Raw genomic sequence first — 15,265 nt, forward strand, 5'->3', positions numbered from 1 at the left:
CCACGGTTGTCCCCCATCCAAGGATAGATTCCTACGCGTTACTCACCCGTCCGCCACTGACAATATTGCTACTGCCCGTGCGACTTGCATGTGTTAAGCATGCCGCCAGCGTTCGCTCTGAGCCAGGATCAAACTCTCATGTTCATCAATGCCAATACCCTCGCAGGTACAAACACCACGAACCAGACCCAGCCCACTCATTCACCATCCAGGCCACAAGACCCAGACAGCATTCGAAACATTCTGTCTTGCATCAAAAGATACATCATCAACGTTCGAAAGTTCATCAGAACCAATCAATGAAACCAGGTCCTTACCCAGCCACCAATCAACCCAAATCAACCACCACCACACCCAGGCCTAAACCCAGACACAGCAATCACCACCAATCACACCACCAAGCCCTCTCAGACCCAGCAATACAATCAGTAGCCAAACGCCACCAACGTATCCCTTCCTAGCCTATTCACAAACCTCAAAGAACAAAACGACGGGACCTGTGATCCCGCCGAACACCCTAATTTTCAGTGGAGACATAAGACGCCGCCGCCGATGTGACTGATGTATTACAGCGAGATTATCCCGTCAAGCCCCTTTGCGCACACCAATCCCGATACCACGCCACGAAACGCGGAACACCCTGATTTAACGTCACTTTCGGCTCGAAACCGGTCAACGCCGTCAAAGCGTCGAGATCCGCACAGGTCTCCACCGGGTCGGCCGCGGGTCGGGGCGTGTCGACAATGATCGCTTTGCGGCCGAGTTCAGCCTCCAAAATTGCGACCAGATCGAGCACGGTTTCAGCACGGTTATTCCCGATATTAAACAGACGATGCTCACTCTCGTTTTTGGGAGGCAGATCGACCACCCCTAGCACGCCGGCCACGATATCTTCGATAAAGGTGAAGTCTCGTTTCAGTCGCCCGCCCTCGTAGAGCGTGATGGGCCGTCCGGCCATCATGGCTTCGGCGAAGCTGAAATATGCCATGTCAGGCCGGCCCCAGGGGCCGTACACCGTGAAGAAACGCAAACCGGTTTGGCGCAGCCCATAAAGATGCGAGTACGCGACGCTCATCATTTCGTCTGCGCGTTTGGTTGCCGCGTAAAGCGATTGCGGCCGATCGGCCCGCGCCGCCTCGCTGTAAGGCAAGGCCGACCCTGCGCCATACACGGACGATGAACTGGCATACACAAGGTGCGTCAATCGGGGCGCATGCCGCGCGGCTTCGAGGATCGACAGATGGCCGGTCAAATTCGATGACGCATAGGCGAACGGGTTGTCGATCGAATGGCGAACGCCGGCCTGTGCCGCCAGATGTATGATTACGTCAACATCCACGGATGCATTCCGCAGGGCATCGTGGTCAGCGATGTCAATTTCATGAAATGAGAACAGCCGCGCCGCGCTCAGCCGCGCCAAGCGCGCCCGCTTCAGGCGAACGTCGTAATAAGAGTTGACGTTGTCGACACCCACCACCGTTTCCCCGCGTGCGAGCAATGTTTGGGCGACGTGATATCCAATGAAGCCTGCGGCCCCGGTGACCAGAAACGTCATCGATCCGCGCCAATCAAACGATCCTCGAGCAACTCCAGAATAATGTGGCCCAGTGCAATATGGCACTCCTGGATCCGCATGGTCTCAAAGTCCGGCACGAGGAGGGCGTAATCACAGAGCGCTCGTGCGGCGCCGCCATCCCCACCTAACAGACCCACCGTCGTAATGCCCATTTCACGGCCAACCTGGAGCGCCCGCACGACCGAAGGCGAGCGGCCAGAGGTCGTGATGCCGAACAAGACGTCGCCCGCTCTACCCAAGCCGGACAACGGCCGGGCAAAGACCTCATCAAATCCAAAATCATTGCCCGCGGCGGTGAGGGCCGAGGCGTCGAGGGTGAGCGAGAGCGCCGGCCAGGAGTTGCGCACGACCGACCCGCGGAGCCGGATCAACAATTCGGTCGCGAGATGCTGTGAGTCGGACGCAGAGCCCCCATTGCCACAGAAAAGCAGCTTGTTACCCGCGCGGATCGCTGTATCGCACGCCTCGACGACCGCGATGATCGGCATTGGGTCTTCCGCCAAAGCCAGTTTCAGCGACGCGGCGCGCTGGAGTGATGAAACGATTCGCTCCGCCTCTTTCGAATTATTGCGCAACCCAGCCCCCATCGATCGACAATGCGGCGCCGGTCATGGTCGATCCCGCCTCGGAGCACAGGAACGCAGCGAACTGACCGATTTTTTCAGGCGTCGTGAATGCCAGCATCGGTTGCTTCTCGGCGAGGAGAGCGTTCGATTCGGCGCTGACGGACGTGCCATTGGCAGCGGCACGCGCTTCGATCTGCGCTTGAACAAGCGGCGTCAGCACCCAGCCTGGGCAGATTGCATTGACCGTGATTCCGTCATTGGCGCATTCGATTGCCGCGACCTTGGTCGCTCCAACCACACCGTGCTTCGCTGCCACATAGGCAATCTTGTGGGCGCTGGCGACAAGCCCGTGCGCCGAGGCGATGTTTATGATCCGCCCCCATCCGCGCCGCTTCATTCCCGGCAACACCGCCTTCATACCATGAAACACGGCAGAGAGGTTGAGTGCGATCACCGCGTCCCATTTTTCTACGGGAAAATCCTCGATCGACGCGACGTGCTGAATCCCGGCATTGTTGACCAGAATATCGATAGAGCCGAACGCCGCCTTACACCGGCGAGCCAGCATGTCAATTTCAGCTGGCTTGGTCAGATCGGCAGCTTCGAACGCGACGGTAACGCCAAACTCACCGGCGATGGCGGACCGCGTTGCCTCGATCGCGGTCGGGTCGCCGAACCCGTTCAGTACGATGGTGGCCCCAGCCCTGGCCAGTTCCCGCGCGATTCCGAGCCCGATGCCGCTCGTCGAACCCGTCACCAAAGCAATTTTTCCAGCTAGTCCCACAATTCGCCCCCGAAATCATTGATGTGCCGTTCTGAGCCAAGCGAGGCCAGCGTTCAAGCGTACGAGCGCTGATCTACGCGCCACAAAAAAAACCAGCGACCTTAATTGATCGCTGGTTCCAGTATGGCTGCGGGGGTGGGGAATCCCGCGCCGTTCAGTGATCAACCCTGATGTTACGGCATCAGAACGCGATTGATCACCTGAATTACACCATTTGATTGTTTGACGTTGTAAATGATGATGTTGGCGGTATTGCCTTTCGCGTCCATCACCTCGATGTTTCGCGGGCCGTTCATTTTGAACGTCAGATACGTACCGTTGAGGGTCTTCAGCTTGACCGTGCCACCATGTCCCTGGATATCGGCCGCCAGAGTGCCGAACGTGAAATCGCCAGGCACCACATGATATAGCAGAATAGACGTCAGCATTTTCTTGTTCGCTGGCTTAAGGAGCGTTGCAACCGTACCCTTCGGCAGCATGTCGAACGCCTCGTTGGTCGGCGCGAATACGGTGAAAGGACCTTTACCCTCGAGTGCCGTCACCAGGCCCGCAGCCTTCACCGCGGCAACCAATGTCGTATTATCCTTTGAGTTTACGGCATTTTGCACAATATTTTTGGTCGGATACATCGGCGCGCCGCCGACCGTCACTGTATCGTTCATCATGGCCGCGGTCGCAACACCACCAAGTCCGGCAGCAAGGGCAACACCGACCAGCAAGTGCTTGAGGTTCATCGCGTATCTCCTGTTCACGGCCGCTGATTTGAGGCCTTGTGATGGTGATACGGCGCTGAAATTCGTTTGGATGATCCAACGTGAGCATCTATTATCACGAGTTCGTGATAATATCGTGACGCTATTCAGTCAGCTGCGGTAGCTGCCATTAATGTCGATATATCCATGCGTCAGGTCACAGCCCCATACGACCGCGCTGCCACGCCCCATCCCAAGGTCGACCGCAATCTTGATCTCGGAGCCGCGCATATGTGTGACGACCGGGGCTTCCTGATAGCCATCAACCACCCGCCCCTCACGCGCCATCCAGACGCCACCGACCGCCACGGCCAATCGATCACGTTCGGCGGGTTCTCCTGCCTTGCCGACCGCCATGACGATTCTGCCCCAATTTGCGTCTTCGCCGGCAACGGCGGTTTTCACCAAGGGAGAATTGGCGATCGCAAGACCAACCCGCCGTGCCGAGCGCCGCGACACGGCACCGGTAACCGTGATTTCGATCAGCTTGCGGGCCCCCTCACCGTCACGGATGACCATCTGCGCGAGATCGTGCAAGACACCGAGCAGAGCAAGCCGGAACGCTTTCAAATCTTTGGTATGTGCAATCGGCGCGTTACCTGCGGAACCGGTGGCGAACAGCAGGACGGTGTCCGACGTGGATGTGTCTGAATCGACCGTGATGCAATTGAACGTCGGCTCGATCGCCTGGACCAGCATCGTTTGCAGCATGGGCGCAGGAATGGCCGCGTCAGTGACGACAAAAGCCAACATTGTCGCCATGTCGGGCGCGATCATGCCGCTACCTTTGGCGATGCCGGAGATCCGGACCGATGTGCTTCCTATCATCGTGGTCCGTGTAGCCGCCTTGGGGAAAGTATCGGTCGTCATGATTGCGCTGGCGGCCGCCCTCCAGCCATCCGGTGACAGGCGAGCGGCGAGACCGTCGGTGACGGACGTGATCTTTTCCGCCGGCATTGGCTCACCGATCACCCCGGTCGAGGCCAGAAAAATCTCCTCAGCCGTGCATGTCAAAGCGCGAGCAGCGGCTACGGCGCTCGCCCTGACCGCTGCCGCGCCCGATGCACCGTTGAACACGTTTGCATTGCCGGCGTTGACCAACAGGCCGCGCGCCGAACCACGCGGCAGAATATCCCGGCACCACGTGATAGGCGCGCCGGGACATTTGTTGCGGGTAAAAACGCCGGCAACCGTGGTGCCTGGCGCAAAATCAGCCAACAGGACATCGGTGCGTCCGCGGTAGCGAATTCCCGCTTCCGCTGTTGCGAACCTGACGCCACCGACTACCGGCAGTTCCGGCAACGGCAACGCGAGCGGCGAAACCGCCAGTGTTTTCGACAAGTGAAAGCCTCAGTTCTTTGCTGGTGCCGCAGGAGCGGCATCGGGCGCATTGGCCGGCGACCCATCCGGGTTGAACAGCGCGATTTTCAAACCGGTCCGTGCGGACTGGAGGGCCTGCGTGATGGCCTGATCGGTCAACGTTTGGCGAATTTTGTCTTTGACATCGGCAAATGTGGGGGCGGGTTTCTCGCGCTTGCCCTGAGATTTGATGATGTGCCAGCCGAATTGCGACTGCACGGGCTCCTTGGTGTAGGTCCCCGGCTTCAGCGCGAAGGCCGCATCGGCAAACGGCTTGACCATTTCATCTTTGGTAAACCAACCGAGTTCGCCGCCATTTTTGGCGCCGGGGTCGATGCTGTCCTTGATCGCCAGATCACTGAATTTCGCCCCCTTGTCGAGCTGACCGATGATTTTCTCAGCCTCGGCCTTGGTTTTGACGAGGATCTGTCGTGCCTTGACCTCTTCGGCCTGTTTCTTTCCGACGTAATGCTTCTCGTAATAGGCTTTGACCGCGGCGTCGGTGAGTTCGGGCTTCACTTCAGCGCGGAGATAGGCCGATTCGAGCGCCCGATCAGCGGCCTCATGCATTGATTTTGCCACGGAAGGCTTTTTGGCCGCACCGGATTGCCGCGCCTTCACCAGCAGGGCCCGCTCATCGACCAGCCGGTTCAGAAGAACGGGGTACAGCTCCTGAGGTGGGGCCTGCTGCAGCTGTGGGGGGAGCGACTGTGCCGCCTTGGCCAGGTCTGACAGATGGATTTTGTAACCGTTCACCGTGGCCACCACAGGGTCTTTCGGCGCCGGTTTGCCCGTGGTTGCCGCCGGCGCAGGCGAGCTAGTTCCCGATGCCGCCATCGCATGGTTCGCTCCGATCGCCAGAGCCAGCGTGGCGGCGCCGAACACGCCGATAGAATTTAGAAATAGAGAGCGTTTCATTCTGCTTGACCCCGTTGCATTTGCGCCGCACCATGGCGGAAGCGGCGGTCGCGGGCAAGACGCGCGATATGTTGTCGTAAAGCGGCAGCCTCTGTTCATTGACCAGATTGGCCCGCCCTCCTATGTCAGCGTATTGGCCCCGCGCCCGGCGCCGTATGGTGTCGTGCCAGGGTCGCACGAACAGCGGATAGACCGGAAACTCGCCTCATCATGTTTGCAAGCATTGCCCGCGCCCTTATTGGGACCACCAACGATCGGTCATTGAAGGCTTACCGCCGGAGAATCGATGGCATCAACGCGCTCGAACCCGAACTTGCGGCGCTGGATGATGCGGCGCTCCAGGCGAAGACTGCGGCGTTTCGAGCCCGCATCGACGCCGGTGAGAGATTGAACGATTTGCTGCCTGAAGCGTTTGCGGTGTGCCGGGAAGGCGCGAAACGCGTTCTCGGTATGCGCCATTTTGACGTGCAGTTGATTGGCGGCATGGTGCTGCATGACGGTAAAATCGCGGAGATGAAGACCGGTGAGGGCAAAACACTGGTTGCCACCCTGCCCGTCTACCTAAATGCGCTGACCGGCAAGGGCGTGCACGTCGTCACCGTAAACGACTATCTGGCACGGCGGGACGCCGAGTGGATGGGACGGCTTTATAATTTTCTGGGCCTGACCGTTGGTGTCATTGTTCCCAATATCGAGGATGATGAGCGACGCGCCGCCTACGCAAGCGACATCACGTACGGCACCAACAACGAATTTGGATTCGATTACCTGCGAGATAACATGAAATACGCGTTGGCCGATATGGTGCAGCGCGATTTCAACTACGCCATCGTCGATGAGGTGGACAGTATCCTGATTGATGAGGCGCGCACTCCGCTGATCATTTCCGGACCGTCCGATGAGCCGACGGAATTATACGCTCAGGTCGATGTGGTCGTAAAAGTCCTGGCCGAGGACCCGTCGAATTTCGACAAGGACGAGAAATTCAAAACCGTCAACCTCACCGAAGCCGGTACCGAACGCGTCGAACAGATGCTCGCCGAGGCCGGACTGCTCACCGAGGGTAATCTGTACGACGTTTTCAACATCTCGCTGGTTCACCACGTCCAGCAGAGCCTGCGTGCCCATACGTTGTTCACGCGCGATGTTGATTACATCGTCAAGAACGGTCAGGTCATCATCATCGATGAGTTTACCGGCCGCATGATGGATGGTCGCCGGTACTCGGATGGCCTGCACCAAGCGCTGGAAGCCAAAGAGCATGTCACCGTGGAGCGGGAAAACCAGACACTCGCCTCGATCACGTTTCAGAACTATTTCCGCCTGTATCCCAAATTGTCCGGCATGACCGGCACGGCACTGACAGAGGCCGATGAGTTTGAAGAGATCTACAAACTTCTCGTGGTCGAGATTCCGACCAATGTGCCGGTGTCGCGTAAGGATAGCGACGATGAGGTTTACCGAAGCGAAGGCGAGAAATATCAAGCCGTCGCAACTCTGATCGATGAGTGCCGCGCCCGCAACCAACCGGTTCTGGTCGGAACCACGTCAATCGAAAAATCTGAGTTAATTTCCAGCCTCCTGACCGGTATGGGCGTCGCCCACTCGGTTCTTAACGCGCGTTTTCACGAGCAGGAGGCCAGTATCGTGGCCGATGCCGGTGCGCCGGGTGCCGTCACCATCGCCACGAACATGGCCGGCCGCGGCACCGACATCAAACTCGGCGGCAATCTGGAAACACGCCTGAAGATCGAACTTGCCGCGCTCGATCCCGCCGATCACGCCGCACGTGAGGCAGCGATACGCGCCGAAATCGATGCCGCACACGATATCGTCAAGGCCGCCGGCGGCTTGTTTGTCATTGGTACCGAGCGTCACGAGAGCCGCAGGGTCGATAATCAGCTGCGCGGTCGTTCGGGCCGGCAGGGCGATCCTGGCGCATCGCGCTTTTTTCTCTCGCTTGACGATGATTTGATGCGCATTTTTGGCTCGGACCGCATGGGCCCGATGCTCCAGAAACTCGGCCTGCAGGATGGCGAAGCGATTATCCACCCTTGGATCAACAAGGCGCTTGAAAAAGCACAGAAAAAGGTCGAGGCGCGCAATTTCGATACCCGCAAGAACCTGCTGAAATACGATGACGTGATGAACAACCAGCGCAAGGAAGTGTATGCGCAGCGACGGGAGTTCATGAGAGCCGACTCGGTTGCCGATGTAATCGCAGAGATGCGCGCCGATACGATCGCTGAAATCGTTGAACGGAGGATTCCGACCAAAGCATACGCCGAACAGTGGGAAAGCGCCGAGCTGACGGCGGACGTTGAGCGCATTTTTGGCCTGATCCTGCCCGTTGTGGACTGGGCTGCCGAGGAAGGTATCGACGAAACCCATCTGCGGGAAAAAATTGCGGACGCTGTCGAGGCGCAGATGACCGCAAAAACGGCGAGTTTCGGTTCTGACTTCATGCGGTTCCTCGAAAAATCGGTCCTTCTCCAGACGCTCGACCATCTGTGGAAAGAGCATCTGCTCGCGCTCGACCATCTCCGTCAGGGCATTGGTCTGCGCGCGTATGGGCAACGCGATCCGCTGAACGAATACAAGGCCGAAGCCTTCGCGCTGTTTTCGGTGATGCTGGAAGATTTGAAGGAGCAGGTATCAACGGCACTGGCACATGTCGAGCTTGGAACCGACCCTACCGCGAACGCTCCCATCTTTGATCCGTCCGAGATGTACGAACAGCACGGAACCTATGCCAGCTATGAGGGCGATATGGTACTCGCGAATCCGCAATCAGCTAACGAAATTACGCCGATGCCGATCTTCAATGTTCGGCAGGACGCGGTCGATCCAAATCGGCCGGAAACTTGGTCCGGAACTCCACGGAACGCTCTATGTCCGTGCGGCTCAGGCAAGAAATTCAAACATTGCCATGGAAATATGGGGGCGGCTTGATCTGAAAGCGCACACCCCTGGGATACTTCCTCTCGTCTTGGCATTCTGCATCGGGCCATCAGTCGCGCTCGCTCACCAGCCAACGGCAGGCGCGAAAATTTTGGTTGAGCCGTTTGATTTGTTCGACACGTCGATTGATCACCGGGCGTTCGTATTGGCTGACCAAAAACGATGGCTCGTCGACGCCGTTACTGCGATGCGCAGCGAACTTGCCGACAACAAGAAATTAACCGTTGTGAACGGTGCAGTAACTGAGCGTGCCACCGCCTCTGCATTAAACTCCTATCAGCATCCGTCGGCCTGCAGGTCCTGTGCAATCGACGCTGCGCGCTCGGCTGGCGCTCAATATGTCTTTATTGGATCAATTCACAAAGTTAGCGATCTGATCATTTATATGCGGGGTGAACTTGACTCAGTTGGACACAGCCAACCGCTCATGGTGAAATCGATGGAAGTTAAGGCCGATAATAAGACGATGATCCTACGCGCGGCAGCCACAATGGTGAGCGCGATCAATCGGAATCTGCTACTTAAAAACGAGCGTCCCTAAGGTGCCTGGCCTGATCCTATCGCGAGAGTCTCCGTCAACTGGTCAAGGGTATCACGCAAATTTCTGAACGCATTAATGTCGAGACCGGTACGACAACGTACTGTGTTCTGAACTTCGGCTAATTGAGCCTCAAGCGAGCGCCCCTGCGGTGTCAGACGCACCACCACGACGCGCTCGTCGGCGCGGTTGCGTTCGCGCGTAATCCATCCAGCCTCTGCCAACCTTTTCAACAATGGGGTAACGGTTGCTGCATCCAATTTCAAGGCATCGGCGATACCATTCACCGTCGACTCTGCACGCTCGAGAAGCACCAGGAGCACAATATACTGGGGATAGGTGATATTGAATTCCGCCAGCATCGGTCGGTATATGCGCGTTATTGCATGAGTTGCCGCATAAAGCGCGAAGCAGAGCTGCTCGTCCAATCGCAAACCGTCTAATTTACCGCCCACGGATCACCTAATTAAAAATATTTTGGTTATTTATACACTCTAAACCAGCTCTTTCAACTCCGAGCCGCTCATCGGCAAATTCCATGCCATGCTTACGGTCATATTCAATGCGCAGCAACAACAAAACGTCAGAAGATCTAAAATAAACGCCACCCCGGCAAGCCGGAGATGGCGGCAGTCTCGCATCGTAAGATTAGCGCTTGCTGAACTGGAAGCTACGGCGCGCTTTCGCCTTCCCATATTTTTTGCGCTCCACAGTACGCGGGTCACGCGTCAGGAACCCGGCAATCTTAAGAATGCCGCGCAAATCGGGCTCGTAATATGTCAATGCCCGAGATATTCCGTGACGGACAGCACCCGCTTGGCCGGACAGGCCGCCGCCGGTTACGGTTGCGAAGACATCGAACTGATTATAGCGGTCAGCGACCAGAAACGGCTGCGTAATCAACATACGCAAGACCGGCCGGGCAAAGTACTGCGCCGCCTTCCGTCCGTTGATCACGATTTCGCCCTTGCCAGGCTTGATCCAAACGCGTGCGACAGCATCCTTGCGGCGGCCCGTCGCGTAGGAACGGCCTAGCGCATCACGCTTCGGTTCACGCTTCGGTGCGGCTTCGGTCTCGGACAGGATCGACCCAGGGGTCACGACAGATTTCAAATCGGCCAGCGTTCCGGTTCCAGACATGCTCAGGCCCTCACATTCTTGCGGTTCATGGCAGCGACATCCAGCGTCTTGGGCTGCTGCCCATCGTGCGGATGGGTGGTTCCCGCATAGATATGCAGGTTTTTCATCTGCTGGCGCTGCAAAGGACCACGCGTGATCATGCGCTCCACTGCTTTTTCCAGCACGCGCTCCGGATGCTTGCTTTCGAGACGCTGACGCAACGTCCGCCCCTTGATGCCGCCAGCAAAGCCCGTGTGATAGTAAAACACGCTCTGGTCGAGCTTATTGCCCGTGACCTTCACTTTCTCCGCATTGACGACGACGATATGATCGCCGCAATCGACATGCGGTGTGAACTGGGGCTTGTGCTTGCCCCTAAGACGCGTGGCGATCAGAGCGGCCAGACGACCGAGCACCAGACCCTCGGCATCGATCAGCACCCAGTCCCTCTGCACGTCCGCCGGCTTCAGCGAAACGGTAGTTTTCATCATGGAAATCCTTACGACTACAGGCTTATGTTCGACCGGCTTATGCAAGAACATGCTGTTAACGTCAAGTGGATCAGTCAGCGGTATTATTATACCGTATCGCTGCCGCCGTCCGCTGAAGGGCATTTTCCACCGACGTGGGGGCTCGGTACCCGAGGGTTCGCGCGGTCAATGAGACATCCGCCTGAAACGATCCCGCAAAACTCTGCCAAAGCGATGCCTTACCGGCGGCCGTGGCGCCGGCCTGCAGCACCCGCTCCGGGACCGGTAGCAACGCTCGCCGCCGGCTTAGCCCGCGCATCAAGGCACGGATCAGGTCCGGCGTCGAAATCGGCTGCTCGTGGGCGGCGATCAGAATGTCCGGGACTTCCTTCGCATTGATGGTGCGGCCGATGAGTGCTGCGAGATCATCGACATCGATGAAACTACGCTTGTTTCGGATGCGGCCGAACGGTAGCGGCCAGCGTGATTCGATCAGCTGGATCAGGCGAGGAATGTTGCCGGCGCAACCGGGCCCGACCACCGCGCAAGGGCGGATGATAACCAGGCTGGTTGCGCTGCCGGCTAAAGCATCGCGCACGGCACGTTCGCCGTCCAACTTGCTGCGGGCATAGGGATCATCCGGGCCGACGATGCTCGATTCGGAAAACGGGTCCGGCCGTGACTTGCCAAACACCGCCGCCGAGGAGACCAGCACGAACCGCGGCACCCCGCGTGACGCGGCGATCTCGGCGACGCGCCGCGCAGCCGTCACATTGGCCGAGGCCATCGCTGTCGGATCGACGCCGGTGCGATGAGCCAGTCCCGCGGCATGAACCACCGCGGCCACGCCCCGCATAGCGTTGGCGAGGGCCGGATCAGGCGCAGCCAGATCACCAGCATCGACCTGCCGACTGGCGCCGGGGATGTCCCGTGGACGGCGCAGTGCCACGACAACCTCGTGTCTGCTCGCAGCCAGATGCAGCGTGACCGCACGCCCGATGAAACCCGCCGCACCGCTGACCAGAACCGATGACGCACTCACGGTTCAGTTCTTACGCAACAATGGCAACCGTAAAATTCCGACCGCGCCACCCGCCATCGGCAAGGTTCCAGGTGAACATCAGCGCGCGCCCGACGCCCAGAGCAGCGGACGGCAGTTCCGCCGAGTCAATCCCGAGCCCGACATCGGTCGTCGGCGCTTCATGGACGGTTGCCCAGTCATCATCGGTCCAGTGAATGACGCCCGGACCCGTGATTTCGACGCGGAGATTCTGACCTGCCGGTATTTTGCTCCGGCGCCAGGGCTCACGCCAGTCACGGCACCGCGGCGTGATGTTCTCGACCTGATAGCGTCTTACGGTTTGCGGCGGCAAATCGAACACGGCTCCATCGCGCAAGGACCGCAACAGTTTCACATATTCCGCATGAGCCCACACCAACGGCATTGCCGATCCGCTGGGACGGCCGCGGACCAATTCGTGCTCGGGCAGATCATCGGCGTCCCACACCTGTTCGGGCAGCAGGCCACCCTCGCTGGCGCAACCCTCCATCGTGATCCGTAGCGCTTCAGCGCCGGCCAGATCATCAGCGGCGATCGCATAATGCGCGCGTTCACCTGTCAGCAACGGCCAAGCCCTGCCGTGACCGGTCCCATCGAACGGCCGTCCATCGTTATGTTCACCATAGCCGTCGTTATTGTAGCGATGCCACACCGACCCCTGTGGCAGATCGATCCTGGTCAGATGATCGATCACGGTGATGGTATCGCGAATCCGAGGATCGTGCGCGGCCCGGAGCCCGAACCGGACCAGCGCGAGCGCGTCCGCGCCGATCAATTCGTCGGTTGCGACGTCGGCTTCACCCTCGGGGCGGTTCCGCACCGCGATCCGCCCGTGCTGCGCCGCCCCTGCCAGATCGTGGTCGCCATCGGCGACGATGCGCAAATAATAACCCGCTACGCCACATCGGTTGGCCAGATCGGTCCCGCTGACATAGATCCAGCTTTCGATGTCGGCGTTCCATGCATCGGCCGTGTCACGCATGAGCCCTGCCTCTGCCGAGCGACCCAGGCGTTCGGCCAGATCGGCGCCAGCCAGCAGACCGGCGATTTCGACGGCCAGGGTTGCCGGCGTGTAGCCCGCGTTCTCCTCCCACCGGTCCTGTCCGGTGGCCGGGCCGTTGGCGATGATGAAGGCGCAGGCGCTTCGAACCATCGGCCAGTAGTCACCAAGCTCCGCTTCGGCAACCGCGCCGTTTCGAAACGCCAAATCGAGCAGCAGGATCGGAAACGCCGTCTCATCCAATTGCAACCCGCCCCAATAGGCGGAACCGTCCAGCCATGTATTCTGCGGCCAGTGGCCGTCCGCCTCCTGGATCACGCGCAGGTAATCGAGTGTGCGGCGGGCGTCCGCATGCGCGCCGCAGGCCATCAACGCGCCGGCCGTCTCCGCCAGATCGCGCGGCCAGACCAGATGGTAGCCACCCAGATCGTCATCGCCCTTGCTGGCGCCCCACGGGATCGACAGGCTGGCAATCGAGCCGCCCGGAAACAATGGACTTTCATGGCACCGCATCACCGCCGTGCTGACCCGGTAGAAATTATGCGGGCCGGTGGGTTGGGGTGGGTCCAGCGGCTCGAGCCCGTGCTGCCAATGACGCCAGTTGGCGACATACTCATTCTCGGCACGCTCAAAGCCGCCCGCAAGACTTGCTGCGGCCTGGAATGCCGCTTCCTCAGGTTTCCGCCCGAAGCCGATCGCAATGAGAGCCGGCGCGGTCGTATCGATTTCGGCGACCAACGCGATATTGCCGTCCTCGGCGCGATCAAATCGTTCCCGCAAACTGCCATGACGCTGCAGCGTCTGCCATCCATCCGACGTGCCGACATAGCCGACGCTCGCGGCCAGCAACCCCGATGAACAGGCCATCGCGAGGCAGGTGCCATCGCCCGAGGCAAACAGCATGGGCATGCCTTTGTAATCGCCCACCCATCCGGTATTATGCGCGCCGCCGTTGACCAGGTGTGGCGCCAACAGGGCAAACATGCGCAAGCCCGTGACATCGGGGCCCGCCGTCAGCGTGATATGCTGCAACACACAGTCGAAGTGCGGATCAGCGACGATTTTCTTTTCGATGGTTAAGCCATGCTGTTCGCAGGTGTTGGTGATCGTGAACAGGGGAACGCCGTCGGCGAGGCGGCGGGTGCGGCTGACGGTGCCTCGCTTTTCCTCGACGAACAGACCACCGGGGGTCCCATCGGTCACGATCAGCCCGCAATCACGGGTGCAGGCCTGATCGACCCGGGGATAATAAATCTCGTCGAGAATGCCGTGGCTATGGGTAAACCACACGGCACTGCGGGGGGAGAGCGCCGTACCGACGCCGTCCTTGGCGCTTGACGTCCATCGTGGTGGCAGGCCGGGGGCGCCCGGAGCGATCGTCACGGTCTCTTGGCCTTGTTCGACTTTATGTCGGCGAGTTCGGCCTGTAGCCGGTCGATCTCGCTGCGCAGAGTATCGATCTCTTCGGGAACCAACTCCGGCGTCGTCTCCGACTTCGTCTCGGAGCGCGGTGCGAAGGGCGCGAACAGGCTCATCGCGCGCTCCATCATGGCAATGTTCTGCCGGCCGATCTCTTCCATGCCGGGGGGCAGAAAACTTCCCATGGTCTGCTGCATCGCCGCGCGCATCTGCGCCTGCTGGCGGCCAAACTGGGCCATCGCCGACTCCAGATAACGCGGAACCATGCCTTGCATGTTGTCACCATAAAGGCCGATCAATTGCCGCAGAAAATTCGTCGGCAACATCGACTGACCAACTTTGCTCTCTTCCTCAACGATAATCTGGGTCAAAACAGACCTAGTGATGTCTTCGGATGTCTTAGCCCGCATTATGCATGAAGGTCGGCGAGCATAGCGTAAACCGTTGATTCGTTGTAAGTATTTGTTGTTGAGACAAAACTTCACCACGACGGAACACCATGCTCGCCTCGGTTGCAAATACTCCAATTCTCCCTGGTCTGTCACCTGTCGCCGGCAAGTCGATCGAGGCCCGGTTCGACGGCGATCTGCTCTCCTCCGACGGGGGGTTGCTGGGGTTACGCGCCATCGAGCAACGGCTCGGCATCGCAAGTCGTTTGGCCGCATGCATCGATGATCCTCGTGCGCCTGGGCGTGTGATCCATGGGCTCGACGAAATCATCCGGTTTCGCATGCTGATGATCG

Annotated in this window: 15 protein-coding genes and 1 rRNA gene; 3 read left to right on the forward strand and 13 right to left on the reverse strand. The window is 59.1% G+C overall.

The genetic code is table 11. The features are described 5' to 3' along the window. From BW994_RS17390 to BW994_RS17420, 7 genes are all read right to left on the reverse strand, one after another. Positions 1-144: ribosomal RNA gene (locus BW994_RS17390) — 16S ribosomal RNA — on the reverse strand; the annotation flags it as partial. 433 nt (positions 145-577) lie between these two features. After that, positions 578-1,555, reverse strand: a complete 978-nt coding sequence (locus BW994_RS17395; RefSeq protein ID WP_029313459.1) for an NAD-dependent epimerase/dehydratase family protein — start codon at positions 1,553-1,555, stop codon at positions 578-580. After that, on the reverse strand, positions 1,552-2,151 hold the full coding sequence (locus BW994_RS17400) for a D-sedoheptulose-7-phosphate isomerase (RefSeq protein WP_245594209.1): 600 nt from the start codon (positions 2,149-2,151) through the stop codon (positions 1,552-1,554). The genes BW994_RS17395 and BW994_RS17400 overlap by 4 nt, the downstream gene beginning before the upstream one ends. After that, positions 2,141-2,899: a 3-hydroxybutyrate dehydrogenase gene (locus BW994_RS17405; RefSeq protein WP_456303726.1), complete on the reverse strand. Its 759-nt coding sequence runs from the start codon at positions 2,897-2,899 to the stop codon at positions 2,141-2,143. Before BW994_RS17405 ends, BW994_RS17400 begins: the two co-directional genes overlap by 11 nt. Before the next feature lie 200 nt (positions 2,900-3,099). Beyond that, positions 3,100-3,660 (reverse strand): fasciclin domain-containing protein, encoded by a 561-nt coding sequence (locus BW994_RS17410; RefSeq protein WP_029313465.1) that lies wholly within the window; start codon positions 3,658-3,660, stop codon positions 3,100-3,102. Positions 3,661-3,789: 129 nt separating this feature from the next. After that, positions 3,790-5,019 carry a bifunctional glutamate N-acetyltransferase/amino-acid acetyltransferase ArgJ gene (gene argJ, locus BW994_RS17415; RefSeq protein ID WP_029313466.1) on the reverse strand — a complete coding sequence of 410 codons (1,230 nt, stop codon included), beginning with the start codon at positions 5,017-5,019 and terminating at the stop codon, positions 3,790-3,792. Between the two features lie 9 nt (positions 5,020-5,028). Beyond that, positions 5,029-5,955 (reverse strand): peptidylprolyl isomerase, encoded by a 927-nt coding sequence (locus BW994_RS17420; protein WP_029313468.1) that lies wholly within the window; start codon positions 5,953-5,955, stop codon positions 5,029-5,031. A 210-nt stretch (positions 5,956-6,165) separates the two neighbouring features. On the opposite strand from BW994_RS17420, the gene secA reads away from it, so the two are divergent. Then, positions 6,166-8,907 (forward strand): preprotein translocase subunit SecA, encoded by a 2,742-nt coding sequence (gene secA, locus BW994_RS17425; RefSeq protein ID WP_029313470.1) that lies wholly within the window; start codon positions 6,166-6,168, stop codon positions 8,905-8,907. 37 nt (positions 8,908-8,944) lie between these two features. Further along, complete coding sequence (locus BW994_RS17430; protein WP_162176822.1) at positions 8,945-9,457, forward strand: DUF2380 domain-containing protein; 513 nt, start codon at positions 8,945-8,947, stop codon at positions 9,455-9,457. Here BW994_RS17430 and BW994_RS17435 read toward each other — a convergent pair. From BW994_RS17435 to BW994_RS17460, 6 genes are all read right to left on the reverse strand, one after another. Continuing rightward, positions 9,454-9,909, reverse strand: a complete 456-nt coding sequence (locus tag BW994_RS17435) for a MarR family winged helix-turn-helix transcriptional regulator (protein ID WP_029313474.1) — start codon at positions 9,907-9,909, stop codon at positions 9,454-9,456. The genes BW994_RS17430 and BW994_RS17435 overlap by 4 nt on opposite strands. A gap of 193 nt (positions 9,910-10,102) precedes the next feature. Further along, positions 10,103-10,594: a 30S ribosomal protein S9 gene (rpsI, locus tag BW994_RS17440; RefSeq protein ID WP_029313475.1), complete on the reverse strand. Its 492-nt coding sequence runs from the start codon at positions 10,592-10,594 to the stop codon at positions 10,103-10,105. A 2-nt stretch (positions 10,595-10,596) separates the two neighbouring features. Next, a complete protein-coding gene (gene rplM, locus BW994_RS17445) occupies positions 10,597-11,061 on the reverse strand; it encodes a 50S ribosomal protein L13 (protein ID WP_029313476.1) in 465 nt (154 codons plus the stop codon). Between the two features lie 73 nt (positions 11,062-11,134). Then, positions 11,135-12,085, reverse strand: a complete 951-nt coding sequence (locus tag BW994_RS17450) for an NAD-dependent epimerase/dehydratase family protein (RefSeq protein WP_029313478.1) — start codon at positions 12,083-12,085, stop codon at positions 11,135-11,137. A 10-nt stretch (positions 12,086-12,095) separates the two neighbouring features. Beyond that, complete coding sequence (locus BW994_RS17455) at positions 12,096-14,486, reverse strand: glucan 1,4-alpha-glucosidase (protein ID WP_029313479.1); 2,391 nt, start codon at positions 14,484-14,486, stop codon at positions 12,096-12,098. Next, entirely contained in the window at positions 14,483-14,893 is a 411-nt protein-coding gene (locus BW994_RS17460; protein ID WP_245801604.1) for a PHB accumulation regulatory domain-containing protein, read from the reverse strand. The genes BW994_RS17455 and BW994_RS17460 overlap by 4 nt, the downstream gene beginning before the upstream one ends. A 128-nt stretch (positions 14,894-15,021) precedes the next feature. Here BW994_RS17460 and BW994_RS17465 point away from each other — a divergent pair. Then, positions 15,022-15,265: transposase (locus BW994_RS17465; protein WP_029313495.1), on the forward strand; the 244-nt coding region annotated here is incomplete at its 3' end.

Source organism: Acidiphilium rubrum (genome assembly GCF_900156265.1).
GTDB classification, from domain to species: Bacteria; Pseudomonadota; Alphaproteobacteria; order Acetobacterales; family Acetobacteraceae; genus Acidiphilium; species Acidiphilium rubrum.

Bases quoted from the DNA above. Each gene is read 5' to 3' on its own strand.
- BW994_RS17395 (WP_029313459.1), bottom strand. From the start codon at position 1,555: ATGACGTTTCTGGTCACCGGGGCCGCAGGCTTCATTGGATATCACGTC.
- rpsI (WP_029313475.1), bottom strand. From the start codon at position 10,594: ATGTCTGGAACCGGAACGCTGGCCGATTTGAAATCTGTCGTGACCCCT.
- BW994_RS17420 (WP_029313468.1), bottom strand. From the start codon at position 5,955: ATGAAACGCTCTCTATTTCTAAATTCTATCGGCGTGTTCGGCGCCGCC.
- secA (WP_029313470.1), top strand. From the start codon at position 6,166: ATGTTTGCAAGCATTGCCCGCGCCCTTATTGGGACCACCAACGATCGG.
- rplM (WP_029313476.1), bottom strand. From the start codon at position 11,061: ATGAAAACTACCGTTTCGCTGAAGCCGGCGGACGTGCAGAGGGACTGG.
- BW994_RS17410 (WP_029313465.1), bottom strand. From the start codon at position 3,660: ATGAACCTCAAGCACTTGCTGGTCGGTGTTGCCCTTGCTGCCGGACTT.